Annotated in this window: 29 protein-coding genes; all 29 read left to right on the top strand. The window is 46.7% G+C overall.

Features of this window, described 5'->3' with window-relative positions:
- Positions 1 to 6: 6 nt before the first annotated feature.
- Positions 7 to 609 carry a hypothetical protein gene (locus NO352_RS12725; protein WP_289355829.1) on the top strand — a complete coding sequence of 201 codons (603 nt, stop codon included), beginning with the start codon at positions 7 to 9 and terminating at the stop codon, positions 607 to 609.
- A gap of 113 nt (positions 610 to 722) precedes the next feature.
- Positions 723 to 2,045 carry a ribosome biogenesis GTPase Der gene (gene der / locus NO352_RS12720; RefSeq protein WP_005546889.1) on the top strand — a complete coding sequence of 441 codons (1,323 nt, stop codon included), beginning with the start codon at positions 723 to 725 and terminating at the stop codon, positions 2,043 to 2,045.
- 12 nt (positions 2,046 to 2,057) lie between these two features.
- Entirely contained in the window at positions 2,058 to 2,672 is a 615-nt protein-coding gene (gene plsY, locus NO352_RS12715; protein WP_005546890.1) for a glycerol-3-phosphate 1-O-acyltransferase PlsY, read from the top strand.
- Positions 2,662 to 3,696, top strand: coding sequence for an NAD(P)H-dependent glycerol-3-phosphate dehydrogenase (locus NO352_RS12710; RefSeq protein ID WP_289355828.1), 1,035 nt, complete (start codon positions 2,662 to 2,664; stop codon positions 3,694 to 3,696). Before plsY ends, NO352_RS12710 begins: the two co-directional genes overlap by 11 nt.
- Positions 3,697 to 3,797: 101 nt before the next feature.
- On the top strand, positions 3,798 to 4,070 hold the full coding sequence (locus tag NO352_RS12705) for a stage VI sporulation protein F (RefSeq protein WP_005546892.1): 273 nt from the start codon (positions 3,798 to 3,800) through the stop codon (positions 4,068 to 4,070).
- Positions 4,071 to 4,222: 152 nt separating this feature from the next.
- A complete protein-coding gene (locus tag NO352_RS12700) occupies positions 4,223 to 4,402 on the top strand; it encodes a DUF2768 family protein (RefSeq protein WP_005546893.1) in 180 nt (59 codons plus the stop codon).
- A gap of 65 nt (positions 4,403 to 4,467) precedes the next feature.
- On the top strand, positions 4,468 to 4,767 hold the full coding sequence (locus NO352_RS12695; RefSeq protein WP_005546894.1) for a 2Fe-2S iron-sulfur cluster-binding protein: 300 nt from the start codon (positions 4,468 to 4,470) through the stop codon (positions 4,765 to 4,767).
- A gap of 70 nt (positions 4,768 to 4,837) precedes the next feature.
- Positions 4,838 to 5,440: a nucleotidyltransferase family protein gene (locus tag NO352_RS12690; protein ID WP_005546896.1), complete on the top strand. Its 603-nt coding sequence runs from the start codon at positions 4,838 to 4,840 to the stop codon at positions 5,438 to 5,440.
- A 75-nt stretch (positions 5,441 to 5,515) separates the two neighbouring features.
- Positions 5,516 to 5,872 (top strand): 2Fe-2S iron-sulfur cluster-binding protein, encoded by a 357-nt coding sequence (locus tag NO352_RS12685; protein WP_005546897.1) that lies wholly within the window; start codon positions 5,516 to 5,518, stop codon positions 5,870 to 5,872.
- Positions 5,873 to 5,928: 56 nt separating this feature from the next.
- Positions 5,929 to 6,672, top strand: coding sequence for a hypothetical protein (locus tag NO352_RS12680; RefSeq protein ID WP_005546899.1), 744 nt, complete (start codon positions 5,929 to 5,931; stop codon positions 6,670 to 6,672).
- Positions 6,673 to 7,122: 450 nt separating this feature from the next.
- A complete protein-coding gene (gene spoIVA, locus NO352_RS12675; protein ID WP_005546901.1) occupies positions 7,123 to 8,601 on the top strand; it encodes a stage IV sporulation protein A in 1,479 nt (492 codons plus the stop codon).
- 224 nt (positions 8,602 to 8,825) lie between these two features.
- Entirely contained in the window at positions 8,826 to 10,454 is a 1,629-nt protein-coding gene (locus NO352_RS12670; RefSeq protein ID WP_326847681.1) for a sugar ABC transporter ATP-binding protein, read from the top strand.
- A 213-nt stretch (positions 10,455 to 10,667) separates the two neighbouring features.
- Positions 10,668 to 10,940, top strand: coding sequence for an HU family DNA-binding protein (locus tag NO352_RS12665; RefSeq protein ID WP_005546905.1), 273 nt, complete (start codon positions 10,668 to 10,670; stop codon positions 10,938 to 10,940).
- A gap of 369 nt (positions 10,941 to 11,309) precedes the next feature.
- Positions 11,310 to 11,534, top strand: coding sequence for a trp RNA-binding attenuation protein MtrB (gene mtrB, locus NO352_RS12660; RefSeq protein ID WP_005546907.1), 225 nt, complete (start codon positions 11,310 to 11,312; stop codon positions 11,532 to 11,534).
- A gap of 154 nt (positions 11,535 to 11,688) precedes the next feature.
- Positions 11,689 to 12,264, top strand: coding sequence for a hypothetical protein (locus tag NO352_RS12655; RefSeq protein WP_289355824.1), 576 nt, complete (start codon positions 11,689 to 11,691; stop codon positions 12,262 to 12,264).
- A gap of 109 nt (positions 12,265 to 12,373) precedes the next feature.
- Positions 12,374 to 13,207, top strand: coding sequence for a heptaprenyl diphosphate synthase component 1 (locus NO352_RS12650; protein WP_005546909.1), 834 nt, complete (start codon positions 12,374 to 12,376; stop codon positions 13,205 to 13,207).
- A gap of 67 nt (positions 13,208 to 13,274) precedes the next feature.
- Positions 13,275 to 14,012, top strand: a complete 738-nt coding sequence (locus tag NO352_RS12645) for a demethylmenaquinone methyltransferase (protein ID WP_005546912.1) — start codon at positions 13,275 to 13,277, stop codon at positions 14,010 to 14,012.
- Positions 14,005 to 14,874, top strand: a complete 870-nt coding sequence (locus NO352_RS12640; RefSeq protein ID WP_005546914.1) for a UbiA-like polyprenyltransferase — start codon at positions 14,005 to 14,007, stop codon at positions 14,872 to 14,874. Before NO352_RS12645 ends, NO352_RS12640 begins: the two co-directional genes overlap by 8 nt.
- Positions 14,871 to 15,515 (top strand): UbiX family flavin prenyltransferase, encoded by a 645-nt coding sequence (locus NO352_RS12635; protein ID WP_005546917.1) that lies wholly within the window; start codon positions 14,871 to 14,873, stop codon positions 15,513 to 15,515. The genes NO352_RS12640 and NO352_RS12635 overlap by 4 nt, the downstream gene beginning before the upstream one ends.
- The gene (locus NO352_RS12630) at positions 15,478 to 16,326 is read left to right on the top strand and encodes a menaquinone biosynthesis protein (protein ID WP_289355823.1); all 849 of its coding nucleotides are present in this window, start codon (positions 15,478 to 15,480) and stop codon (positions 16,324 to 16,326) included. Before NO352_RS12635 ends, NO352_RS12630 begins: the two co-directional genes overlap by 38 nt.
- A gap of 8 nt (positions 16,327 to 16,334) precedes the next feature.
- Positions 16,335 to 17,309 carry a heptaprenyl diphosphate synthase component II gene (hepT, locus tag NO352_RS12625; protein ID WP_005546921.1) on the top strand — a complete coding sequence of 325 codons (975 nt, stop codon included), beginning with the start codon at positions 16,335 to 16,337 and terminating at the stop codon, positions 17,307 to 17,309.
- Positions 17,310 to 17,403: 94 nt separating this feature from the next.
- Positions 17,404 to 17,847: a nucleoside-diphosphate kinase gene (gene ndk, locus NO352_RS12620; RefSeq protein ID WP_163978146.1), complete on the top strand. Its 444-nt coding sequence runs from the start codon at positions 17,404 to 17,406 to the stop codon at positions 17,845 to 17,847.
- Positions 17,848 to 18,070: 223 nt separating this feature from the next.
- On the top strand, positions 18,071 to 18,937 hold the full coding sequence (locus NO352_RS12615) for a CheR family methyltransferase (RefSeq protein ID WP_005546923.1): 867 nt from the start codon (positions 18,071 to 18,073) through the stop codon (positions 18,935 to 18,937).
- 230 nt (positions 18,938 to 19,167) lie between these two features.
- Positions 19,168 to 20,337: a chorismate synthase gene (aroC, locus tag NO352_RS12610; RefSeq protein ID WP_163978147.1), complete on the top strand. Its 1,170-nt coding sequence runs from the start codon at positions 19,168 to 19,170 to the stop codon at positions 20,335 to 20,337.
- A gap of 13 nt (positions 20,338 to 20,350) precedes the next feature.
- Positions 20,351 to 21,472: a 3-dehydroquinate synthase gene (gene aroB / locus NO352_RS12605; RefSeq protein WP_005546927.1), complete on the top strand. Its 1,122-nt coding sequence runs from the start codon at positions 20,351 to 20,353 to the stop codon at positions 21,470 to 21,472.
- A gap of 2 nt (positions 21,473 to 21,474) precedes the next feature.
- Positions 21,475 to 21,843 (top strand): chorismate mutase, encoded by a 369-nt coding sequence (aroH, locus tag NO352_RS12600; RefSeq protein ID WP_163978149.1) that lies wholly within the window; start codon positions 21,475 to 21,477, stop codon positions 21,841 to 21,843.
- Positions 21,844 to 22,349: 506 nt separating this feature from the next.
- Positions 22,350 to 24,047 carry an anthranilate synthase component I gene (gene trpE / locus NO352_RS12595; protein ID WP_289355822.1) on the top strand — a complete coding sequence of 566 codons (1,698 nt, stop codon included), beginning with the start codon at positions 22,350 to 22,352 and terminating at the stop codon, positions 24,045 to 24,047.
- Positions 24,044 to 25,102: an anthranilate phosphoribosyltransferase gene (gene trpD / locus NO352_RS12590; RefSeq protein ID WP_483311834.1), complete on the top strand. Its 1,059-nt coding sequence runs from the start codon at positions 24,044 to 24,046 to the stop codon at positions 25,100 to 25,102. Before trpE ends, trpD begins: the two co-directional genes overlap by 4 nt.
- Entirely contained in the window at positions 25,092 to 25,901 is an 810-nt protein-coding gene (gene trpC / locus NO352_RS12585) for an indole-3-glycerol phosphate synthase TrpC (RefSeq protein WP_289355821.1), read from the top strand. Before trpD ends, trpC begins: the two co-directional genes overlap by 11 nt.
- The last annotated feature ends 54 nt before the right edge of the window (positions 25,902 to 25,955 follow it).

Here is a 25,955-nt window from a genome sequence, read left to right as displayed (position 1 = left end):
GTTTCGATGACGTCGTCAGGGGTGTTGGCAGTCGCGGTATGGATATGCTTTGCAATCTTAGTGGCAAGTGGGTGGCGAATGTCTCTGTTCCCTGCTGCTGTGAAATCAACGGTAATCGTGATCGGACTCAGCTGGCTGCTTCTACGAAATTGGACATTCATGCTGGCCTATGGACATCAGATTAATGGTGCATGGCTGTGGTGGATAATAATGGCGCTCCTGCTGCTTCGCAAGCAAACGCTTAGCCAATTGTTGGCATTGTGTGGACATACAGCTATGGTTGCGGCTATTTGGATGTGGCTTGAGTTGTTGAGTCGTTTTTCCCTGCAAATGTCAGAATCGTTATATCATTTTTGGTTGATTGCAGGAGTTTTCTCCTGCTATATGCTTTTGTTTACAACAGAATGGAGTATGCAATGGATGATTTTGACGTTCGGTTTAACGTTAGGGGAAGTTCTCGTTCATTTGCGTCTGCATTCGCTTATATCTGCTGGGGAAGGGCAAGTTCAGGATGTATGGTGGCTGACATTTTTGATCGTTCGTTTGCTGTCTGCTATGTTGGAGTGGATTAGAGGAAAGTTCTTAAGAGGACTTATTGGCTCCGAATAATACGGAAAAATGCGGAATCTATAAGTGTTTCAACCAATTCCGTTAGCCAAGAACCGCTTTTTTTGATATGATGATGTACGTGTATAGTTGCAAATTATGAAGGAGTGAAATGCATGGCAAAACCCATTGTTGCCATTGTCGGGCGGCCGAATGTCGGCAAGTCCACTATATTTAACCGAATCATCGGCGACCGATTGGCTATAGTGGAGGACAAGCCTGGTGTAACACGTGACCGTATTTACGGGACGGGTGAGTGGAATGGTAAACCGTTCAACATTATTGACACAGGCGGAATCGAAGTTTACGGTGAAGATGAAATGCTGCGTTCCATTCGTGTGCAAGCGGAGTTGGCTATTGAGGAAGCAGATGTAATTGTATTTATGTGTGAAGCGAAGTCCGGCGTAACGCAAGCGGATGAAGAAGTTGCACAAATGTTGTTCCGCTCAGGCAAGCCGATCGTTCTAGCGGTAAATAAAGTCGACAACATGAGTCGTATGGATGACATTTATGAATTCTACAGCCTTGGCTTTGGAGATCCGGTTCCAATTTCGGGATCTCATGGAACAGGGATTGGCGATTTGCTTGATGAAGTCGTAAATAATTTGCCGGATTTATCGGATGAAGAATATGGTGAAGATGTAATAAAGGTTGCCCTGATTGGCAGACCGAATGTCGGTAAATCTTCGCTTGTCAACGCGATACTCGGCGAAGAGCGAGTCATTGTCAGCGATGTGGCAGGAACAACACGCGATGCGATCGATACCCCCTTCGAGAAGGATGATCAGCGATTCGTACTGATAGATACAGCTGGTATGCGCAAGCGCGGCAAAGTATACGAAACAACGGAAAAATACAGTGTTATGCGCTCGATGAAGGCGATTGAGCGGGCAGATGTCGTTCTGGTTGTCATTAATGGTGAAGAAGGGATTATTGAACAAGACAAACATATTGCAGGATATGCTCATGAAGCAGGCAAGGCAGTTCTGTTCGTCGTCAATAAATGGGATGTCGTTGATAAAGATGATAAGACCATGCACCAATTCGAAACCAAGATTCGCGACCATTTCTTATTTATGACGTACGCACCAATTGTGTTCTTATCTGCGAAGACTAAGCAGCGTTTACATAAACTGCTTCCTGTCGTACAACATGTTGCTCAGCAGCACGCGAAGCGCATTCCAACACACTTGTTAAATGACGTTGTAACTGATGCTGTCGCCTATAATCCGCCACCAACGGATAAGGGAAGACGTCTCAGAATCAATTATGCGACTCAAGTTGCGGTTAAGCCGCCAACGATTGTCGTGTTCGTAAATGATCCTGAACTGATGCACTTCTCCTATGAGCGATATTTAGAAAATCGTATCCGTGCAGCGTTCGACTTTGAAGGGACACCGATCCGGATATTCACACGCCGGAAATCCGACGAAAGTTAGGAGCGAGCGGAATTGACGCTATCTATTATCGCAATTGCATCGAGTTACCTTCTCGGTTCAGTCAGCTTTAGCCTTCTTATTGGAAAATGGCTTCGTGGTATCGATATCCGTCAGCACGGAAGTGGAAATGCAGGAGCAACCAACACGCTGCGCGTATTGGGCAAAGGGCCTGCTATTGGTGTGCTTCTGCTTGATGCAGCCAAAGGAATGGTAGCTGTTCTGATGGGCTATTTGCTATCGGACAGCACTTGGGTTATGGTTTTGTGCGGAATTGCCGCTATCGTAGGCCATAACTGGCCGATTTATTTCCGTTTTCGCGGTGGGAAGGGCATTGCTACCACAATTGGGGTATTGGCTGTATTAGCATTTTTGCCAGCTCTATGTGCGGGTATTATTGCGATTGCATCAATTGCTTGGAAACGTTATGTTTCGTTAGGATCATTGCTTTTTGCTGGTCTAACCCCGATCTTCATCTTGCTGTTCGGTTACGATTGGAGCATTTTTTGGGGAAGTCTGCTCCTCTGTGTATTTGCGTTCTATCGTCACCGGAGCAATATTGTAAAGCTGGTACAAGGAACGGAAAATCGACTGGGCTCCAGTAAGGGGGGCGTATCTCGTGTCCGTTAAAGTTGCTGTATTCGTAGCAGGGAGCTGGGGTACTGCCTTGAGTGAAGTTCTCGCACATAATGGACATGATGTATACTTATGGACGAGAAATGTACAACAAGCAGAAGAAATCAATTCTAGGCATACGAACGAAAAATATTTGCCTAATGTAACGCTGCATGCTGGAATTCGGGCAACCAACTCGGTAGAAGAGGCTATGAACGGAGCGAAGGCATGCGTTGTGGTTGCGCCATCTGCAGCAATGCGCCAAGTGGCGGGTATGATAAAGCCGCTTCTGACGGACGATATGGTTATTGTACATGCGACGAAGGGGTTTGAAACGGAAACATTAAAGCGGATGTCTGAGGTTCTCGAAGAAGAGCTTGCATGCAGTGCTGATCGTATTGCTGTGTTATCAGGCCCTAGCCATGCCGAGGAAGTTGTTAAGCAATGTCCGACGACTGTGGTGGTCGCTTCGACAAGTACGAAGGCTGCTGAGCAAGCGCAGGATTTATTCATGAATGAGTCTTTCTTCCGAGTATACACCAATCCAGATGTGCTCGGCGTTGAACTTGCCGGCGCGCTCAAAAATATCATCGCCTTAGGCGCAGGTTTATCTGATGGGCTAGGGTTCGGAGATAATGGGAAAGCTGCACTTCTAACGCGTGGATTGGCTGAGATTGCACGGCTGGGAGTTGTGATGGGAGCCAATCCGATGACGTTTGCTGGCCTAGCTGGTGTCGGAGATCTCGTTGTAACTTGTACGAGTAGACATAGCCGTAACTGGAGAGCAGGCTCGCTGATTGGTCAAGGTATGGCGGTGGATGAAGTATTATCGCATATGGGGATGGTCGTCGAAGGGATTCGAACGACGAAAGCGGCTCATTCTCTAGCAGAGCGCTTTGAAGTTCAGATGCCAATTACAGAACAGCTTTACCGCGTATTGTTCGAAAAACGTGACCCGAAGACAGCGGTTGAACGATTGATGGGGCGAGTTCGGAAGAATGAAATTGAAGAAGTTGCCACTTCGAATTGGTCATCGTAGATTCATAGGCTTGTATGAGCTCTATTATTGATGAATAATCTTTCACCTTCTTAATTATGATGACATACACTGTAGAGAGTACAGACCCGAGGAGGGGCGATATGTCGAATAAATTTCCGAAGGATGCATTGAATGCCATCAATAAGAAGTCAGGCAAGAATATAACGGAAAATCAGATTAAAAAGCTTGCAGGTACGGTGAAACCTTCAACGATGCAGAATGAGGCGCAATTGCGGCAGTTGATTAAACAAGTTGCTGCAATGGCTAAACTCCCGGTCTCCGAATCGACGATAAATGATATTGTCAGCACCGTAAAGAAGAGCGGAGTAAATGCGAACAACCTGGAAGCATTGATGAAATTGATGAAGAAATAGCCGCTGCAATCAGTTTCGCATGAAAGAAAGCGACACGACAGCCATAAGGCATGTTGTGTCGTTTTTTTGTGTTTGTTGTTGTAAAACGTTTCTCTTCTAATTCATCGAATGGTATAATGAGAGCAGTTTGAATGAATGGGAGAATCGGGAAAATGGACAGTATGACAAAAATGTGGGTATCTTTTATTGGAATTGGTCTGATGGCCTTTTCCGCACTGCTCATTGCTTTTGCCAGAAGTAAGACGAGAGGCTGGATTCGAGGCATTCTTTCGCTTATTGCGTTCATTATGCTGCTTGCAGGCATGGTATATGGGTTTTTCTCTATTATGTAAGCGCACAACATACAAGCTCTCTAACTCGTAATGGACGATGGGGCGATGAAGGAGTGTGATTGAGGATGGTGGACATCCTATTTGTAGGCAAGACGAAGCAAGCTAACATTTCAGTTCCCGTAGGCACCACACTACTTGATGCGGCCAAGGAATCAGGTGTGGACTGGAATTATGCTTGTACGCGGGGGACTTGTGCACGTTGCCGCTGCTTGATTGAAGTAGGACATGAATATGTATCTGAAGTAACGGATGCAGAATGGAATCGTATGGGGGAAGAAGAGTTCGAACAGGGCTATCGTCTTTCTTGTCAGGTTGTTGCAGAGGCAGATGGCTTCATTCGGGCAGTACATAAGCCATATTTCTAATACATACATCATTCGTTTGGCTGACAGCCTGGATGAGTGAGCATGATTCAAATCGAATGGAGCAATTGGCATGATATTATCATTATCCGTACCTATAATGGATACAATTGAACAACTAACAGAGTCGGTGGATAAGGATACGAAGCACTGGATGCTAGGTGGAAGCTGCGGATTGGCATTGCAGGGAGTATCGCTTGGGCGGGAGCCACGGGATGTAGATATATATGCGGACGAAATCGATGCAAAACGGCTGCAGGAACAATGGAAGTTATTTGCTATCGACGTTCCGGAGTGGAATGAAACGCTCACATATCGTTCGTTATTAAGCCATTACCAAATCGGAGAGGTTCCTGTTGAACTGGTCGGACAGTTCATCGTCACCACCCCGAATTGCCAATATAAGACAATCATACACGATTCATTGTGGAACCATCGAATCACGTATGAAATCGCTCATTCCAGCATTGCGCTAATGCCTCTTGCACATGAACTGGTGTTCAATATTTTGCGACAGCGGGAGGATCGAGTCTCCTCGATAGCGCGGGTGATAAATACCGCCCCAGAAGAGCATATCGCTGCTATGAGTGCGGTATTGGCGAATTGCTCTGCACCGGAGTATATGGCGGCTTTAGTAGGTGGGCGGTGCCCGAATATAAAAGCTCATTTTGGTTAATAAAATATGAATTTGATGACTACAGAAAGAGCCGTATGATAGCCCAGTCAACTGTGAGGAAAGGGGCTGACGATTATGGGGACGATAGTGCGGTTTGAGCCTTCTGGAAAGGTGTGGGAGGTTAAGCGTTCGATGACGGTATTGGACGCAGCGCGGAGAGCAGGTGTTGCGATCCGTACAAGATGCAGCGGGAAGGCAGGCTGCCTAATGTGTAAAGTGAATGTAGCGATTGACGTGGATGGAATACTCGGGGAACCTACGTTAGCAGAATGCAATAAGCTTGGCATTAGTTCCCCGCAAGGGCTTCGATTATCGTGCCAAACGCTGCTCACAGGGAAGACGGGCACAGTAACGGTAGAAGTGCCAGAGGATCCATTGAAAGAACTTATCCGTCGCAAACTTGCGGAACAGGAAGAAGACAGATTATGGTGACGGCGGATAAAAAGGACTGTTATAGCCCCTAGTATGGGATGATAAATGAGGAGGAAATGTGGTTGAGTTCGGGTAGGAAAATCGGATGCATCGCACTATTCATCATTATTAGCATGACGCTTCAGGGATGTCTATATCCCAAAGATCAGCGCAAAGAGAGCCAACAATCGGTTCGTGAAGGTGTGCTGCTTGTCCAAAATGCGGTGGAACAGTACCAAAAGGATTCAGGATTGCTTCCGCTAATTAGTAGTGATGAAAGTGTTCCGCGTTATGAAAAGTTTCGCGTTAATTTTGATTTGCTCAAGCGAAGAGATCTGCTTAGTGCAATCCCTGGAAGTGCGTTTGAGTCCGGCGGATCGGGTGTTTATCTGATCATTGATGAAGAAACGAATCCAAAGGTGAAGGTAATGGACTTGCTCACCTCTCAGCGAGTCAACGATCTTACTCGTGCCATCGATTCATATAAGCGATCCAAGGGAACACTGCCGAAGCAGGAGGAGATCTATCCTGGATTCTATCGGATTGATGAGCAATTAATTAGTGTACGTCCAGCAGAGGTGCACAGTCCATTCAGCCGCAGAGTGCTGGAGTTCATGATGGATGATCAAGGAAGAGTTTATGCGGATTATGCGCAGGACATCATGCAGCTAATAGATGCCTCTAAGATACAGCCGTCTGGGCAAGAAAAAGATCTGCGGCCTATGCTCACGGATGCTTCCTTCTATGTACCGGTTAAGTCTGTCGCTTACAAATGGAGCAAGGGTGCGCCTGTTCCACAAGTAGAGACTTCCAAATCGTGAAATCATAAAATGAAATTTAGGTCAGTCGTTTCGACTGGCCTTTTTTGTATGTAAATAGGCTTGGTTTGCGAATCTATGTGCAATATATGGCATACTTCGTTTCTAACATCATATATCTGATTTGGAAGGCGAATATTTATTACCTTCTACGTACGTGCCCAATAGGGGGTCACCCGCGAAGGATATCATTACTTTCTACTAGAACAGAATCATTTTCAAAAATGTTTTGTGTGAGGGGCATATTTATGCCGTCTAGCAAATAAGATGTTACTAGTCCAAAAGCATGTACGAGTTGCGTCGAAATGCCCTTGTACGACGTGAAATCTCGGCGGCGAACACTGGCGACAACGGCAACAGCTCAATCCTAGCAACGGTGCCAATCGTTTCTGAAGGGCGAGAGGCGAACGTTGTCTCGTAGTCCGTCGGAAAAATTTGAGGAGGGGATATCAATTGGAGAAAGTGGACATTTTTAAGGACATAGCCGAGCGTACCGGCGGGGATATTTACCTCGGGGTCGTCGGTGCGGTCCGCACAGGGAAATCGACGTTCATCAAACGATTTATGGAAACGGTCGTATTGCCTAATATCACGAACGAATCCGACCGCATTCGAGCAGTGGATGAATTGCCGCAAAGCGCTGCTGGCAAGACCATTATGACGACCGAGCCAAAATTCGTTCCGAATAATGCAGTTCAAATTAAAGTAGCAGAAGGCTTGGATGTAAATGTTCGACTAGTAGACTGCGTAGGTTATGCGGTATCTGGGGCCAAAGGCTACGAAGATGAGAATGGACCACGCATGATTAATACGCCGTGGTTCGAAGAGCCGATACCATTCCAGGAAGCGGCTGAAATCGGCACGCGTAAAGTCATCCAAGAGCATTCTACACTAGGTGTTGTCGTGACCACAGACGGTACGATTGCGGAGATTCCACGAAGCTCGTACATCGAGTCTGAGGAGCGCGTTATTGAAGAGTTGAAGGAAGTCGGCAAACCATTTGTGCTGATTATTAACTCGACAAAACCCCGCAGCGAAGAGACAATTGCACTGCGTAATGAGCTGCAGATTAAATACGACATACCGGTAATGGCACTTAGTGCGGCAACGATGGGCGAAGAAGATGTAATGGGCGTATTGCGAGAAGTACTTTATGAATTCCCAGTTCACGAAGTAAACGTCAATTTGCCTAGTTGGGTAATGGTATTGAACGACAATCATTGGTTGCGCTCCAGCTATGAGGCGTCCGTGCGGGATACGGTCAAGGATATTAGACGACTAAGAGACGTTGACCGTGTTGTACAGCAATTTATGGAGTATGATTTCATTGCCAGAGCTGGATTGAGCGGAATGGACATGGGTCAAGGCGTTGCTGAGATTGACTTGTACGCGCCGGACGAATTATACGACCAAATCCTGATGGAAGTGGTCGGGGTAGAAATACGAGGCAAGGATCATTTGCTTCAACTGATGCAGGAATTCGCGCATGCGAAGCGGGAATACGACCGATTCGCAGATGCGCTTGAAATGGTCAAGACGACGGGTTACGGAATTGCAGCACCTACCTTGAACGAAATGGCACTCGATGAGCCGGAACTTATTCGTCAAGGCTCACGCTTCGGAGTACGTCTAAAAGCAACGGCTCCTTCGATTCATATGATTCGCGTCGATGTAGAGTCTGAATTTGCTCCAATTATCGGGACAGAGAAGCAGAGCGAAGAGTTGATGCGTTACTTGATGCAGGATTTTGAAAATGATCCAACGAAGATATGGGAATCTGATATTTTCGGCAGATCGCTTCATTCCATCGTACGTGAAGGCATACAAGGCAAAATCGCTATGATGCCAGACAATGCTCGTTACAAGCTTCAAGAGACATTGGGCCGTATTATCAACGAAGGCTCAGGAGGTCTCATCGCTATCATTCTATAATGGCTATGCAATTTGCCTAAGCTGCAGTTCCGCAAGGAACATGCAGCTTAGTTTTTTTGCGTGGAACAACAAAAAAATCATCAATATTTTATCGCTAAATGAATTTACAGACTCGAAAGAAGCGGTTATATTTAAGAATAATGCCGTTAACGGTAAAATGTGGGATTTTAACCATCTGTCTATAAATAAAAGAAGGATCAGTAAAGTCAAGAGGCGGGATTGAAATGAGCAGCGTATGGAAAGCGCCTGTAGATTCAAGCATACGTTCCGCGCATGTCTCCGATACGGGTGCGGCAGGCCAATGTCAATTTGAATTGGATTCAAATTTGTACATGCTTGGAATAACGAAGTCGTATAACGGGGTATCCGTTCTAAAGCAAGTCAACTTTACTGCAGCAAGCGGTGAAATTCATGCTCTTGTTGGCTCCAATGGAGCGGGGAAGAGTACGTTGATGAATATATTGTCAGGCGCATGTCAGTCTGATGTCGGAGTCATCCAGCTTGGGAGTGAACAACTATCGATTCAATCCCCAGCAGATGCAAAGAGGCATGGCATTCACTGTGTATATCAGGAAGTCGATGTCGCACTTGTTCCTAATCTGACGGTGGCTGAGAACATTATGATGGATGATTTAAGCATGGGCAATCGTTCTTGTTGGGTTCGCCCAGCGAATCTGAAAAAAAGAGCTGCTGCAATCATGGATGATTTAGGGTTTATGATCTCTCCTTCACAAAGAGTGGAGGAATGCACCTTAGCTGAGAAACAGATGGTGCTCATATCCCGGATATTTATGAATCAAGCCAAAATTGTCATATTTGACGAGCCGACCGCATCGCTAAGCATTGAGGAATCTGAACGGTTATTTGCTGTTATGCGTTCACTTCGGGATCAGGGGGTAATTGTTCTGTTTATTACCCACCGATTAGCGGAGGTGTTTCAGCAGTGTGACAAAATTACGATTTTGCGTGATGGGGAATTGGTTCTTAGTTCTCCGATCTCTGAAATATGTCCCAAGGAAGCAATTCAATGCATGCTGGATCGAACGTTGGATGAGGAATTTCCAATGAATTCCTCGGTTGGCAGTGAAGTGCTGTTGACAGTGCAAGGGATTACATGCGGGAAAAAGTTAAAAAATGTAAGTTTTGAATTGAGGAGAGGGGAAATTCTTGTATTTGTTGGCCTAGTTGGATCAGGGAAAACAAAACTTGCCCGTATCCTTGGGGGGGCTGAACCGTGCGACACCGGAGAGATGACTCTGAATGGACATATCCTTCGGCCCCATTCTGTGCGTGACGCCATTCATGCAGGCATTGTGCTTGTTCCTGAGGAGCGCCGCAAGTACAGCTTATTTATGGACGAGTCCGTACAGAGCAATCTTTGTATTTCATCATTGCCCAATTATTGCACTGCCGGCTTTGTATCTACTGCACGGGAGCGAATATTAGCTGAGCGGGTAATGAAACAACTTGACATTAAAGCTGCATCCACGAAGCAGAAAGTGAAATACTTAAGCGGAGGTAACCAACAGAAAATTGCAATTGGAAAGTGGCTGGATACGGATGCGCATGTATTTGTGCTTGATGAACCGACAAATGGTATAGATGTAGGGGCAAAAAATGAAATTTTCCGTATTATTGGCCAGTTGTCGGATGAAGGCAGGGGAATCATCTACTTTACAAGCGATATGTATGAGGCTTTAATGGTGGGTGATCGTATTGTTGTTATGTATGATGGGGAAATGGTGAAGCTATTCAACCGAGGTGAAGCTACGGAGGAGCAACTGCTGTTCTATGCTTCTGCTGGGAAGAGATTGCGAGACGATGGAGATCGAACGGTGTGCGGTACGCGGTAAGAAGTTAAGAAGATACACTGTAATCACTTTGTTACTCACTCCCTACTTGCATTTGTGAGAACGGTATATTACTATAAATTTGTTCTGTGACCGATTTGGAAACAGATTGGATATTGTGTATTGCGCTGTTTTGCTGACGATCAGGTATAAATTTAAGAGAAACAGTGAAAAAAATGGATAACGATGCATACTTGAATCAGGAGGTGAACAGAAATGAACAAATCTGAATTGGTAACTGAAGTGGCTGAAGCTACAGAATTGTCCAAGAAAGATGTGACTAAGGTTGTTGATGCTGTATTCGAAGCAATTTCGAACGCGCTTCAGAATGGCGACAAAGTCCAATTGGTAGGATTCGGTAACTTTGAAGTGCGCGAACGTTCCGCTCGCAAAGGCCGCAACCCGCAAACGGGTGAGGAGATCGAAATTCCTGCAAGCAAAATCCCTGCGTTCAAACCAGGCAAAGCACTTAAAGATGGCATCAAATAAGTGAACTTACATACTTTTGTCTAATAGGGGAACGCAAGTGAGGCAGAAGCCGCGACATGATGTCGCGGCTTCTGCGCCTTTTCAGAGAGGGAGTTGTGGAGTGTGTTGCTCTAAACCAGTTCTAACAGTGTTTCTGCTGTGTGCACTGTCACTATAGGCAACCAGTACAATACGCTGTCCACTTGACTGGCTGAGTTGCTCTTCCCATTGCTGAAGCTGCTGGAGCTGGCTGGATTGTAATTGTGCTGGGTGCATTGTAGTATCTCCTTTTTTAGATGAAACATGCTACACTAATAGTATGCCCGAAGCTTGGGGATTCACATGGTAATGCTACTGGGAAGCTAATACATAGGCTGGGAGGTTAACAAGTTGGAGACACAAAATGACTTTATCGTGATAAAGGCGAAAGATCAGGGGGTTCAGGTGATCGGCCTGACACGAGGAACGGATACGAAATTCCATCATACGGAGAAGCTGGACAAGAATGAAGTGCTCGTGGCTCAGTTCACAGATCACACTTCTGCGATTAAGATCCGCGGCAAAGCGGTTGTCATGACGAAGCACGGTATGATTCATACCGATAAAGAAGAATAGTTTGAATTTTACAGTTTTTATGAGAGAGCAGGCATAGCCTGCTTTTTTTCTTTATAGACATGAGGTATGGACATACCTTTGAACGTCGACACTGTCTGTTATCTGGAGTGTTGTATTGTATGGATCTACAATTTGTGGAGGTGCACATTTCGAAATGAAGGATTTGCATCGATATCGAACAATGGTCTCGGTACTTTTCGCTACGATTATGCTGCCGCTAGGATTAGGGCTGCTGTATTCAATGGGGGCTCAAAAGCCTGATCCCCATAAGGATATGGCAGTATTTACACCTTCGCCGGGTATAATCAAGCTCAGCTCTGAGCAGGTTGTGGATTATTTGTCAGAGCTTCCCTTGCAATTGAAGTTCAGTCGTGTGTCTTGGCACTCCGGAAAATTGGCGGTTGATGTAAAGGTTGCCGCCACAATTGTTCATCCAGAAATTATTTATAATGATATGTATGAGCTTCTTCGCTTTGCCTTCATGCAAACGAGCAATGTAGATCGGCTGCAACTGCGCGTTGTGATTCAAGACGACATGGCCAAGAAGAAATATGTGCTGCTTGGCATGGATGCATTGCGTGCTCAAGTAGACGCGGAGAGCTTGAAACTGTTGCAAAAGTCGAAAGGAATTATGCCAAAGCAGCTTGAAGATGCATGGCGCGTCATACATACGCCTCATTGGGAGCGACAGTTTCCCGATGCTGGCATGGAGGAAGAGGTAAAGTCTTGACATACTGGATAAACGAAGAAATGTTGTCCTATCACTTTAAACATATGCTATAATGATTTAGATTGCGACATCCGTATGGATGACTAACCGGTACAGTCGGAGGCAGCAGATGAATGGTTATCATATCTCGCAATTGGCTAAGCGGTATGTTGAACATGACATGATCCAGGCGCACACGGAACTACCTGCGTTTCCTAACGCAAGAGTGGAGCTGATGTTCGCCTTTTTAAACCGCAGCAAGCCAACAGCGGAACATAGTGAATTATTTGCATTAGTTACATCGCTCGTGCAGATTGGATTAGACACGCACGATACGATCGAATTGGCCGCGGAAGAGCATAACGATCGTAACTTGCGCTCTCGTCAGCTCAAGGTATTGGCTGGGGATTACTTTAGCAGCCGCTTCTATAACTTGCTTGCACAGCAAGCTCAGATTGATGCGGTGCGCACCTTGAGCCAAGCGGTATGCGATATTAATCGTTTGAAGATGACGGTAGTAGACAAGATGAAGCATTGGACGATGACCGCAGAAGAATACTTACGGTCGAGCGTTACGCTGAAGAAGCTGTTGTTCCAATCCTTCAATGCTCAAATGAATCAAGAGGATGTCCCAACCTGGGAAGAACTGCTTGATGCGATGACCGAGCTCGAAGTGTTAGAACGAGAGCAGGAACGAGCGGATCAATTCGCTCGATTTGAAGGAAGCTGGTCTTACTGGCATGTATGGCAGCAAGGCACAGATGATGAACGAAGAAAATTGAAGCACAAGACGCATGACGAGTTGTTCTGGAATGCGCTCATGTCCAAGTATGAGGTGAGGGAACAGCTTGCTTATCAGGCGCGTGTATCGCGAGACAAGCTGCATACGCTAGCGGTAGCTTTGCCGCTAGATAAGAACACAAGACAGCGTCTCGGCGCATTCTTAGCTCTACCCCGTCTGTGAATGAGTTAGCGTTCAACTCCAATAGATCGACGATACGTTCGGCGGAGAAAGGAATAGGTGACAGATCGTGGAGACACATTCGCCAAAGACTGGCAAGACTAAAGAACATTATGTTCAAGAAGTATTTCAAAGTATCGCTCCGAAATACGATATCATGAATGATATACTGAGCTTCAGACGTCACAAGGCTTGGCGCAATTTCACGATGCGCAAGATGGATATGAAGCAGGGGGAAACCGCATTGGATTTGTGCTGCGGAACCTGTGATTGGACCATCCAACTCGCAGAAGCAAGCGGTACAGGCAAGATTACGGGGCTGGATTTCAGTTCAAATATGCTGGCCGTCGGTCAGAAGAAGGTTGACGAAGCTGGGCTGAACAGCCAAGTTGAGCTTGTAGAGGGAAATGCGATGGAGCTTCCTTTTTCAGACAGCAGCTTCGACTATGTGACCATTGGATTTGGTTTGCGCAATGTCCCGGATTTTGAACAGGTCATTCGTGAAATGCGCAGGGTTGTTAAGCCAGGTGGACAAGTTGTATGCCTAGAGCTAAGCAAGCCGACTTGGCAGCCGTTCAAGGGGATTTATTATTTTTATTTCCGCCATGTGCTGCCGCTGCTTGGTAAGTTAATAGCGAAACGGTACGAGCAGTATAAGTGGCTTCCTGAGTCACTGGTAACGTTCCCTGGCCGCAAGGAGTTAGAACAGATGTTTAGAGACAATGGACTTGAACGTGTGCAAGCATATCCATTCTTCGGCGGGATTGCCGCTCTTCACATCGGCACGAAGGGGAATGAACATGTTTAAAAAAGTACGTATATTCTTAGAAATGATTAAGTTCGAGCATACCATCTTTGCTCTTCCATTCGCGTTCATGGGGGCACTATTGGGAGCGATGGTTGTACATCAGCGCTTCCCGACCCTACCTGAGTGGGGCTGGATTCTAATGGCGATGTTCGGTGCTCGAAGTGCCGCAATGGCGCTTAATCGACTGATTGATGCGGCTATCGATGCGAAGAATCCGAGAACTGCCAATCGAGCGATTCCAGCGGGGTTGCTGAAAGCTGGAGAAGTGATATTATTTACGGCCGTATCATTCGGTCTTTTATTTTGGGCTGCGGCCAATTTAGAGCCGCTATCTGTGTACCTGCTTCCGATTGCTGTTTTTATGCTTGTCTTTTATTCTTTTACGAAGCGGTTCACATGGTTGTGCCACGTTGTGCTGGGGCTTACGATTGCATTAGCTCCGCTTGGCGGCTGGGTAGCTGTAACGAATGAAATTAATGCCCCGGCTCTCATCTTTTATTTAACCGTGTCGTTGTGGACAGCAGGATTTGATGTTATTTATGCATGTCAGGATTATGAGTTCGATAAGAAGGAAGGCCTAAATTCGATACCGGTACGCTTTGGTATTGCGAAGTCGCTGTGGATTGCAAGAGGATTTCATATTGCAACGGCATTTGGATTTATCCTGTTATTATTTTTAACGCAATTAAGCTGGTGGTATATCGTTGGTACGGTTATTGCTAGTGCATTGCTCATTTATGAGCATTTGCTTGTAAAGCCTCACGATTTGAGTAAGCTCAACACGGCTTTCTTTACGATGAACGGCGTACTCAGTATCGTTGTATTTTGCTTTACGCTCATTGACTTGGTGGTGATGAAATGATGATTGCTCCTTCTAGGAAGCATTATGTAGTGGGAATCACCGGAGCAAGCGGTGCAATATACGGTGTGCGGCTGATTCAGTCTTTGCTGGAAGCAGACTACGAAGTGCATCTAATCGTTTCGGATGCAGGATGGCGTGTGTTGAAGGAGGAGCTTGGCTGGAATGTTACGAAGCGTCAGCAGGCAATTGAGCAGGCGTTCGGAGAGCTGTCCCATCGCGTTACATATCATCCGAATCAAGATATTGGAGCAAGCATTGCAAGCGGCTCATATCGGGTGCAGGGCATGGTAATCATGCCTTGTTCCATGGGCACACTCTCATCGATTGCACACGGTGCTTCCGATAATCTGATGGGACGGGCCGCAGACGTTATGATGAAGGAAGGCCGTCCGCTGCTTATCGTTCCGCGTGAGACGCCTATGCATGCCATACATTTGGAAAATATGCTGAAGCTCGCGAATATGGGCGTCCGCATTGTGCCTGCAATGCCAGCATTTTACTATCATCCGAAGACATTGGATGATATAATTAATTTCCTTGTTGGCAAAGTGTTGGACTGCATGAACATCGAGCATCAGTTGTTCACAAGGTGGGGGGATTCGGATGCACACACAATCGAAGATTCGGATCGGCCGAATTGATTACACGAATGTGTGGCCGATCTTTTATCATTTCCGCCCAACAGGCTTGCATGCTGGTGTTGAGATGATTCCTGCAGTGCCTTCAACCCTAAATAGGGCAATGGCCGAAGGAAGAATTGATATGGGGCCGATATCGGCCTTCGCATATGGAGTATCTTCAAGCCAATACGCGCTTTTTCCGAACTTATCAGTTAGCGCGTATGGCAGGGTAAATTCGATACTGCTATTCGTAAAGAGGTCGCTTCAGGAGGCGCTGCAAGGAACAATCGCGTTAACGACATCTTCCGCGACATCCATTAACCTGATGAAGATTATTGCTTCCAAGTTTTATAGAGCTAGTCCGAGGTACGTTTCGCTCGATCCTGACTTGGAACAAATGATGGAGCAAGCGGATGCTGCCTTGTTAATTGGAGACCATGCAATCCGGGCTTCGTGGAGCAACACTGCTTATGAGGTCATAGATCTTGGAGAGTTATGGCATAAGTGGACAGGACATTGGATGACCTTTGCCGTGTGGGCTGTACGCAAGGAAGCCATTCAGCGCTATCCAGCTGATATTGAACGCATTGTACAGGCATTCGAGGCGAGCAAGCATATAAGTATTCGCAATGCTGAGCCGCTTGTCCAGGATGCGGTACGTTCGATCGGTGGAACGACAATGTACTGGCGCCACTATTTTTCTCAATTGAACTATGATTTCGGAAGGCCGCAGCAAGAGGGCCTCCGTCTTTATTTTCAATATGCGTATGAGTTAGGACTTATAGATCACGAAGTTCATTTGGAACTTTGGTCGGAAAATACGGTTGGTTAGGTGAAGGCATGAAACTGTGGGACATTTATGCGACAATGAAACAAGACGTATCGTATATTGAGCGTGAATTGGAGCGAAACATTCGCTCTGATCACCAGCTTCTTACGGAAGCGTCGCTGCATCTACTGAAAGCGGGAGGCAAACGGATTCGTCCTGTGTTCGTTCTGCTTGCAGGAAAATTCGGTACATACGATATAGAACAGCTGAAGCGAGTTGCTGTGCCTCTGGAACTAATACATATGGCTTCACTCGTGCATGATGATGTCATAGACGATGCGGAGATGCGAAGAGGACAGCTTACTGTAAAGGCTAAATGGGACAATCGCGTTGCCATGTATGCGGGCGATTATATGTACGGTCAAGCCTTAATGGTAGCGACAGAATTGCGACAGCCTGAAATTCACCGTATATTGTCTAAGGCAATGGTGGAAATGTGCATTGGTGAAATGGAGCAAATTCGAGATTTCTTCAATACAAATCAGACAATCCGGCAGTACCTGCTTCGGATCCGCCGCAAGACAGCATTGCTCATTGCAATCAGCTGCCAGCTGGGTGCGATTGCTGCACATGCAGAATCAAAGATTGGCTATGCCTTGTATCGATTCGGCTACAATGTAGGCATGGCATTTCAAATCAGAGATGATGTGCTTGACCTGACAGGTACGGAGGAACAAATTGGCAAGCCGCCAGGGAACGATATTCGCCAAGGGAATTTGACGCTGCCGGTTATATTTGCGTTACAAGACGATAAGCTGCAAGTGCCGCTGCTACGAGAAATTGATCGAATCCGTGAGCAAAATGGTGATACGGATGTATCTGCTGCGCTAAATATGATTCGTCAAAGTAACGGGATTAAGCGTGCTGAAGAGTTGGCTAACCGATATATTGAAAAAGCACTTGCTGAATTGGAACGCCTGCCGAACATCCGTGCTCGCCGTAATCTGCGCGATATTGCTTACTTTATTGCGAATCGTAACCATTGATTTGAACTATGGTGAAAAAATCGGGTGCCATTTGAAGAAATATTTGGTATAATGCGTGTGTTAGACGACTTCACATTTGAGTAGGAGTGATCGTATGGAACGCACATTCATCATGGTCAAACCTGACGGAGTACAAAGAGGCCTCATAGGTGATATCGTAGGCCGATTTGAACGTAAGGGCTTTAAACTTGTAGCTGGAAAACTGATGAAAATCTCGCGTGAACAAGCTGAACGTCATTATGCAGAACATGCACAAAAACCTTTTTTTGGCGAACTCGTTGACTTTATTACATCTGGTCCAGTGTTTGCTATGATATGGGAGGGTGACGATGTTATCAGCTTGTCGCGCTTGATGATCGGCAAGACGAAAGTGATTGAAGCTGCACCAGGGACGATACGGGGAGACTATGCAAGTCATACGAACTTCAATGTGGTTCACGGTTCGGATTCTCCAGAAAGCGCTGAACGTGAAATCGCAAACTTATTCTCAGAAGTGGATTCATTTTGTTATGAGCGGGCATTGGAGCCGTGGATTTAATCGGTGCCATGAACGCGGCTCATACATACAGAAGTAAATCTATTTTTTTGTTTTCTGTTGTAAGAGCTTACATAGGCAGGATTTAAGAAAGAACACGGCGAATAGTTACTATTCGACCGTGTTTTTTTATATTGTCAAGTTGATAGGATACGAGGTACTATTCACATAGCATGTAGCAACTCATTTGCAACATACATATACGAACTAGAAGGTGTGAGCACAATTGTCAGAACATAAGACGACCGTATGGAATGCTGCTTCTATTTTCCCTGCTGCTAATGCGGCACCTGGGCAGGAGGCTGCGGTGGATCATGGAGATGATCAGGATTATGCGGAATTTGTCCAATATTTCCGATCAACTACAGGAATTGATTTATCACAATATAAGGAAACCCAAATGCGTAGACGCTTGTCTACATTGCGATTGAAGAATGGATACTCGACATTTGCGTCTTATTCGAAGGCGATGAGCAGCAATTCGGCCTTACTGGACGAAATGCTGGATCGGATGACGATCAATGTATCTGAATTTTGGCGCAATCCATTGCGATGGGATACGCTGCGTACTCGTGTGCTTCCTGAACTATCTGCACGAACACAGCATGTAAAGTGCTGGAGTGCCGCTTGCTCAACAGGAGAGGAGCCTTACACGCTGGCGATGATACTCGACGATTTGGGCCTGCTTGATCGAACAGAACTTACGGCAACGGATATTGATGAGAATGCTCTCGGGAGAGCTCAACAAGCAATATATGTAGAGCGTTCATTAAAAGATGTTCCTTCATCATTCAAGAGCCGCTATTTTACGCAGCAAGTGAATAGTTTTCACATCATTGATCGCTTGAAAAAAGCGATTCACTTCCGCAAACAAAACTTACTAACCGATCTATTTGCGACGCAGCATGATTTGATCATTTGCCGGAATGTAATGATATACTTCACGGAAGAAGCAAAGCATGAGCTGTATCGGAAATTCGCCGATTCACTCAAGCCTGGCGGCGTCTTATTTGTTGGAAGCACGGAGCAAATCTTCAATCCGCAGCAGTATCATCTTGAGACGATAGAAACTTTCTTCTATCGCAAGCTGTAGCTGCTTGATCATCATAACGTATATGATTTTGTACTCGTACATGATGAACGAACTGAATCGTACTTAGATGAGCGAATGAATGAGATGTGGGAGATGCGCCCTAGCGCTTGCGATCAAGCGTTGCGGGCGTGTTTTGTTTTCTTGTCAAACGTTGGCTCCTATACTATAATGAGAAAAAAGTTAAGGGTTTTAGCCATTTACAGCATTACAGCCTAAAGGGGGAGCAACTTGTGAGTCTACGTTATTTGACTGCAGGAGAAACACATGGACCGCAGCTAACGGCCATTGTTGAAGGAATGCCTAGCAACATGGTTATTGATTTCGAACAACTCAATTTCCAACTTCATCGCCGTCAAAAAGGTTATGGCCGCGGGAGACGAATGCAAATTGAGAAAGATACAGCAACAATCGTTGGCGGTGTGCGTCATGGACGTACGACAGGTGCTCCAATTGCTATAGTAGTTGAGAACAATGATTGGAAGCATTGGACCAAAATTATGAATGTGGAGCCGATTGAAGGGACTGATGAAGAGAAGCGTCGCGTTCATCGCCCGCGTCCAGGTCATGCGGATCTGAACGGCGGCTTGAAATATCAATTGAAGGATTTGCGCAATGTACTGGAGCGCTCCAGCGCGCGTGAGACAGCTGCTCGCGTGGCTGTTGGTGCAGTAGCTCGTCAATTCCTTGAAGCGTTCGGTGTCAAGATTGCTGGACAGGTTATTCGCATTGGCGAAATTGAAGCTCCTGCTCATCATTTGCCGATTGATGAAATTAGAGAACGCACGGAGGCATCTTCTGTTCGGGTCGTCGATCCAGAGACAGAGAAGAAGATGGAAGCATATATTGACCAAATTAAAGGGGAAGGCGACTCAATTGGCGGTATTGTTGAGTGCATCGTGGAAGGTCTTCCTGTTGGATTGGGCAGCCACGTGCAATATGACCGCAAGCTGGACGGCCGCATTGCCCAAGCAGTCATGTCGATCAATGCCTTTAAAGGGGTAGAAATCGGTATCGGGTTCGAGGCGGGGCAACTGCGCGGATCGCAAGTTCATGATGAGATCCTCTACAGTGAACAATCGGGCTATACTCGTGCTACGAACCGACTCGGTGGTTTTGAAGGCGGGATGACAAATGGAATGCCTGTAGTCGTGCGCGGTGTCATGAAGCCTATCCCAACATTATATAAACCGCTGCGCAGTGTTGATATTGATACGAAGGAGCCATTTACAGCACAGGTAGAGCGTTCTGACGCATGTGCGGTGCCAGCAGCGAGCGTTGTAATGGAGCATGTAGTTGCGTGGGAAGTTGCAAAGGCATTTTTGGAAAAATTCGGCGGTGATTCGATGGAAGAAATCCGCGCCAACTATGAGCAATATTTGGAACAAGTATCCCGATATTAAAGGGGGGAACGTGATGAGCAAGAATCTCACTTTGAATGCAGCAGAGTTAACGGTTGAACTGGGGGAGCGTTCTTATCCGATTTGGATTGGCAGCGGTCTTCTTAACCGTATCGGTGAGGCGTTCCAATTACGGGGCATCCCTACTCGCAGTCCGATCGTCATTATTACGGACGAGCACGTTGCTCCGCTATACTTGAATCATACAGAAGGCAACCTTCGCCGTGCAGGGTATCAAGTTCATTCCTTTGTTGTGGCGGCTGGTGAATCGTCCAAGTCGCTGCGAGTGTATGAACAATGCATTACGGCTGCACTTGATGCTGGATGTGATCGCCATTCCTCTATTGTTGCCCTTGGCGGTGGCGTTGTCGGAGACTTGGCTGGCTATGTAGCGGCAACTTATATGCGCGGCATTCGATTCATTCAGGTGCCCACAACGATATTGGCTCATGACAGCAGTGTTGGAGGCAAGGTAGCAGTTAACCATCCGTTCGCCAAAAATATAATCGGCGCCTTCCATCAGCCGGAAATGGTATTGTACGATACTTCTACGCTGCTAACCTTGCCGGATCGAGAAGTTCGAGCAGGATTAGCTGAAATGATTAAGCACGGCCTTATATGGGATGAGAAGTTCACTGCTTGGTGTGAAGTGCAAGCTGACCGCTTGCTGGCTAAAGACGAGGAAGCACTAACGTACGGCTTGCTGAAGGGCTGTGCGATTAAGGCACAGGTTGTCTCACAAGATGAGCGGGAACACGATTTGCGAGCGATATTGAATCTGGGACATACGATTGGGCATGCCTTGGAGGCTGTCGCAGGATATGGTGAATTGCTGCATGGAGAAGCTATCTCAATCGGTATGGTAGGTGCTGCTCGTATTGCAGAACAACTCGGCGAAGATAAGCAAATAGCGATCCGCACAGAGAATATACTGAAGAAATACGGCTTGCCTGTAACAGTACCGAAGCATATGAATACGGACGATATTGTGCAAGCTATGATGCATGACAAGAAGTTTAAGGAAGGGCACACCGTATTTATTGTGCCTACTGCCATTGGGCGTGTGGAAATTCGCAAGGATGTACCGGTCAGCCTTGTACGAGACATCATCGAAGAATTGAAGGGAAAGAAGGCGTGACCATGTACGCAAGAGGAATACGCGGTGCAACGACGGTAAGCCGCAATGATGCAGAGGAGATTTTGCAGTCGACCACGCTTCTGCTTGAGCAGATCGTTGAGCAAAATGACGTTCAGCCTGAACAGATTGCAAATATTTGGATTACAATGACAGAGGATTTGAATGCCACCTTTCCAGCACGTGCGATACGCGCCATGAAGGGGTGGGATCTTGTTCCCTTGATGTGCGCGGTAGAGATCCCGGTTAAGGGCAGCCTTCCATTGTGCATTCGATTAATGGTGACGATCAACACTGACAAAGAGCAGCACGAGATCCGCCATGTGTACTTAAATGAGGCAATTGGTCTCAGACCTGACTTGGCAGGCTCTTAGAAGTGGCTGAGCCAAGTAAGTGCGGATCGTTTGCGACCAAAAAATCAGTTACTGGATTGACGGAGAGTTCATTTCCGGTTATATTGATATCAGCATAGTTGAGCATAGTTGAGCAGAGTTGAGATTGAGATGAGTTGAGCTGAGACGAGATAGAATAGGAATAATATGGTCTATGTAGGCTTAAGCCTGTTGTATTTGCTGTACATCAATTTGATTGCAGCGAAGTAATGGAGCCAAATATAGGCTGTTCCTATCCTCATTTATTTGAATTACTCATCCACAATTTCATCGTATACCAACAAGCCTCTGCCTTGCGCAGAGGCTTTTTTATTCGAACGCACTGTTGTAAATGTTGTGCTATTCGTATATGACAACCATGGTTTCCGCGGAGGCGCCGTTTACAGTGGATAACAGAATAGAAATGTGTTGGTAGACGCTCTCGTTCATCACGCGCTATGTATTCGTTCTTGACGGCTACATAACGAAGTTGAAAGGAGTGGAAAGCGATGTATCCCCAATTGGACGAAGTTATCCGTCTGTCCCGGCAATATAATGTCATTCCGGTTGCAGAGACGATGATGGCTGATACAGAAACCCCAATTCGATTATTTCAAAGATTACGCAATGAACCATATGCTTTTTTGCTGGAGAGTGTGGAGGGTGGCGTCCAATGGGCCCGCTATTCCTTTATCGGAACGGATCCGTTCCTGCTCCTTCAAGGGAAAAACGGCCGATTGCGATTGATCGAACACGGACATATCACAGAGGTGCGAGAGCGCCCAATCGAGATGATGAAGAAGTTAATGCATAAATATAGAAGTCCAGCGATAGAAGGACTTCCTCCAATGACAGGTGGGGCTATCGGCTGCTTTGGCTATGATTTGGTTCAGCAGTATGAACGGTTGCCTCGACATAAGTATGATACATTGCAAATGGATGACATTCGATTTATGTTCTGCGATCAGTTGGTCGCCTTTGATCATGTGAAGCAGCAAATACAGTTCATTGTTAACATTCATGTTGAGCCAGATAGTTCAGAAGACATGATTCGTTATCGATACGAGCGAGCGAGACAGAAGCTGCGAGGTCTGCAGATGAAGCTGACAGCACCGCTTGCGAGCAGCACTAGACCGGTTCAGCAAGCATCGGCATCATCTGCGGGAGAAGAGGTACTGCGAGGCGTACGATCCTCAGAAACGAAGGAGTCGTTTATAGCTAAAGTAAATCGAGCAAAAGAGTATATTCGTTCCGGGGATATATTCCAAGTTGTGCTATCCCAGCGTTTTGAACGACAGACACAAGCGGATCCGCTTGATGTGTACCGGGTGCTTCGCATGACGAATCCATCGCCTTACATGTATGTGTTGAAGTCAGAGGACGATATGATTGTCGGTACCTCCCCAGAGATGCTTGTCCGCATTAAGGATGAGCGTGTAGAGACAAGACCGATTGCCGGAACGAGACCGCGCGGAGCCTCAGAAGAAGAGGATGCTGCGTTTGAGGCCGATCTCATGCAAGATGAGAAGGAACGAGCGGAGCACGTCATGCTGGTTGATCTCGGGCGGAATGATCTTGGCCGCGTATGCGAGTTCGGAACCGTACGCTGTGATACGTACATGAACGTGGAGCGGTATTCCCATGTGATGCATATCGTGTCGAACGTATCTGGCAAGCTGCGCAAGAACAAGGATTTTTTCGATGCCTTTCTGTCCTGTTTGCCGGCAGGCACATTATCCGGAGCCCCGAAGATTCGAGCAATGGAGATTATTGCCGAGCTGGAAGAAGAGTCGCGCGGGATCTATGGTGGAGCCATTGGTTATTTAGGCTTCAATGGGAATATGGATTCCTGCATTACGATACGAACGATTATTTTCCGAGAGGGCCGAGCATATGTTCAGGCCGGTGCAGGAGTTGTCTGGGATTCCATTCCGGAGAATGAATATGAAGAGACGATTAACAAAGCGAAGGCTTTGCTGCTGGCGATCCGAATGACCGAAGAGATGTTCGGAAGTAACAGTAGTTCTTCTAGGTCTGCTGCTCAAGACCGCAATACTGATGAGTCTCTATGCACAAGCACAATTGAACAGACAGCAATCAGAAGTACTACAGCCAACGCCACAATGCTGCCAGCGAACTGGGACTATTATATTGGTACGGAGGAACGGGCTGCTTCGCTTCCCGTCGCCGAGGGGAGGAACTTATGATGACGAGCCAACTTGTAATCGGGAATGCGTTGCTGAAGGAAGCGCTTGGCCATGTGCTGTCGGGACAGCACCTAAGCCGTGGAGAAGCTCGCGATGTCATGGCCAATGTTATGGATGGTCACGCAACATCCGCACAAATCGGCGCTCTGCTTGCAGGACTGCGCTTGAAGGGAGAAACGGTTGATGAAATCGCTGGTTTTGCTGAAGCGATGCGCAGCCGGGCCTATCAAGTCGTAACCTTGCGTGAGCGTTTGCTGGACACGTGTGGCACAGGCGGTTCGGGCATTCATAAGTTAAATGTCTCTACAGTCGCGGCGATTATCGCATCGTCCGCATCCGTTCGGGTTGCGAAGCATGGCAATCGTTCTGCTTCCAGTCGTTCCGGCAGTGCGGATGTTCTGGAGGCGCTCGGTGTCAATATCCAGTTAACAAGTGAAGAAGCTGCCCAGTGCTTGGAACGAATCGGAATCTGCTTCATGTTCGCTCAAGTGTATCATCCTGCGATGAAGCATGCGGCTGCGCCGCGTAAAGAGCTTGGTGTTCGCACGGTATTTAACATGCTCGGTCCTTTAACAAATCCAGCAGGAGCGGATCGGCAGGTGCTAGGTATTTATGACCGTACGAAGACGGATACGATCGCGGCAGTCTTGCGAGAGCTCGGGTTGAAGCGGGCACTTGTTGTTGCTAGTGAGGATGGCTTGGATGAAATCAGCTTATCTGCTCCAACACAGGTGAGTGAACTGAAAAACGGAGAAGTATTCACATATACGATTACGCCTGAGGAACTCGGACTTCGCACGCAGCCGTTGAAAAATGTGCTTGGCGGCGATGCCTCAACGAACGCACAAATTATTCGCGGGCTACTATATGGAGAGCAGGGAGCCCACCGGGATATTGTTCTTGCCAATGCGGGCGCTTGCATCTATGTAGCGGGACAATCGGGATCGATCGCTGAAGGTGTTCGAATAGCTGCTGAAGCAATCGATAATGGATTGGCAAATCAAAAGCTGGATCAATGGATCGCAGTGACTGGAGGGCTAAGTCATGTTTCTTGAACGGATAGTACGTACGAAGGAAGAAGAAGTACAAACGCTTAGACAAGTGATGAATCGAATCGAGGCGGAGAAGATGGCAGCAGAGCTTCCTCCATGTCGAGGTTTTATCGATTCACTGACTGCAAATAAAAATCGTTCGGTTGCCTTGATTGCTGAAGTAAAGAAGGCGTCGCCATCCAAAGGGCTGATCCGTCAGCATTTTGATCCAGCCGAGATTGTTGCTGAATATGAGGCAGCAGGCGCAGATGCATTGTCCGTGTTAACGGATCAGGTCTATTTTCAAGGCGGCAGCGAAATTTTGCAGCAGGTGCGCGCCTTAACGGATTTGCCGATATTACGGAAGGAATTTATTATCGATGAACTCCAATTGTTTGAAGCAAGGTTACTAGGTGCGGATGCAGTGCTGCTTATCGCAGCCATCTTGAGTGATAATCAACTGCGGCATTTGCACGACACTGCTAGACAACTTGGCATGGATGTTCTGGTAGAAGTACATGATGAGGCGGAGATGGAGCGTGTTGGCAGGATAGAAGGCATCAAGCTCATAGGCATTAATAATCGCAACCTGCATACGTTTGAGACGGATATCGAGCAGACTAATCGGATTCGACATCTAGCGCCGACAGGCTGTATCTTAGTGAGCGAAAGCGGCATCCATCTTCCGGCACATATACATCGTATGGATGAGCTGGATGTTGATGCGGTGCTAGTCGGAGAGCATTTCATGAGACAAAAAGATATAAAGGCTGCAGTGGAGCAGTTGATGAGCGGGCTTCTAAACCCAAATACTGTTATCTGATTAGCTAAAAAGGGAAGAAAACGAGGATGGATGTCTGAATATGTAAGGAGCAAG

It is taken from the genome of Paenibacillus sp. S-12 (assembly GCF_030363895.1).
Taxonomy (GTDB): Bacteria; Bacillota; Bacilli; order Paenibacillales; family Paenibacillaceae; genus Paenibacillus_B; species Paenibacillus_B alvei.
Note: the sequence above shows the minus strand (reverse complement) of the source record. Positions and strands in the feature narration are given on the sequence as shown.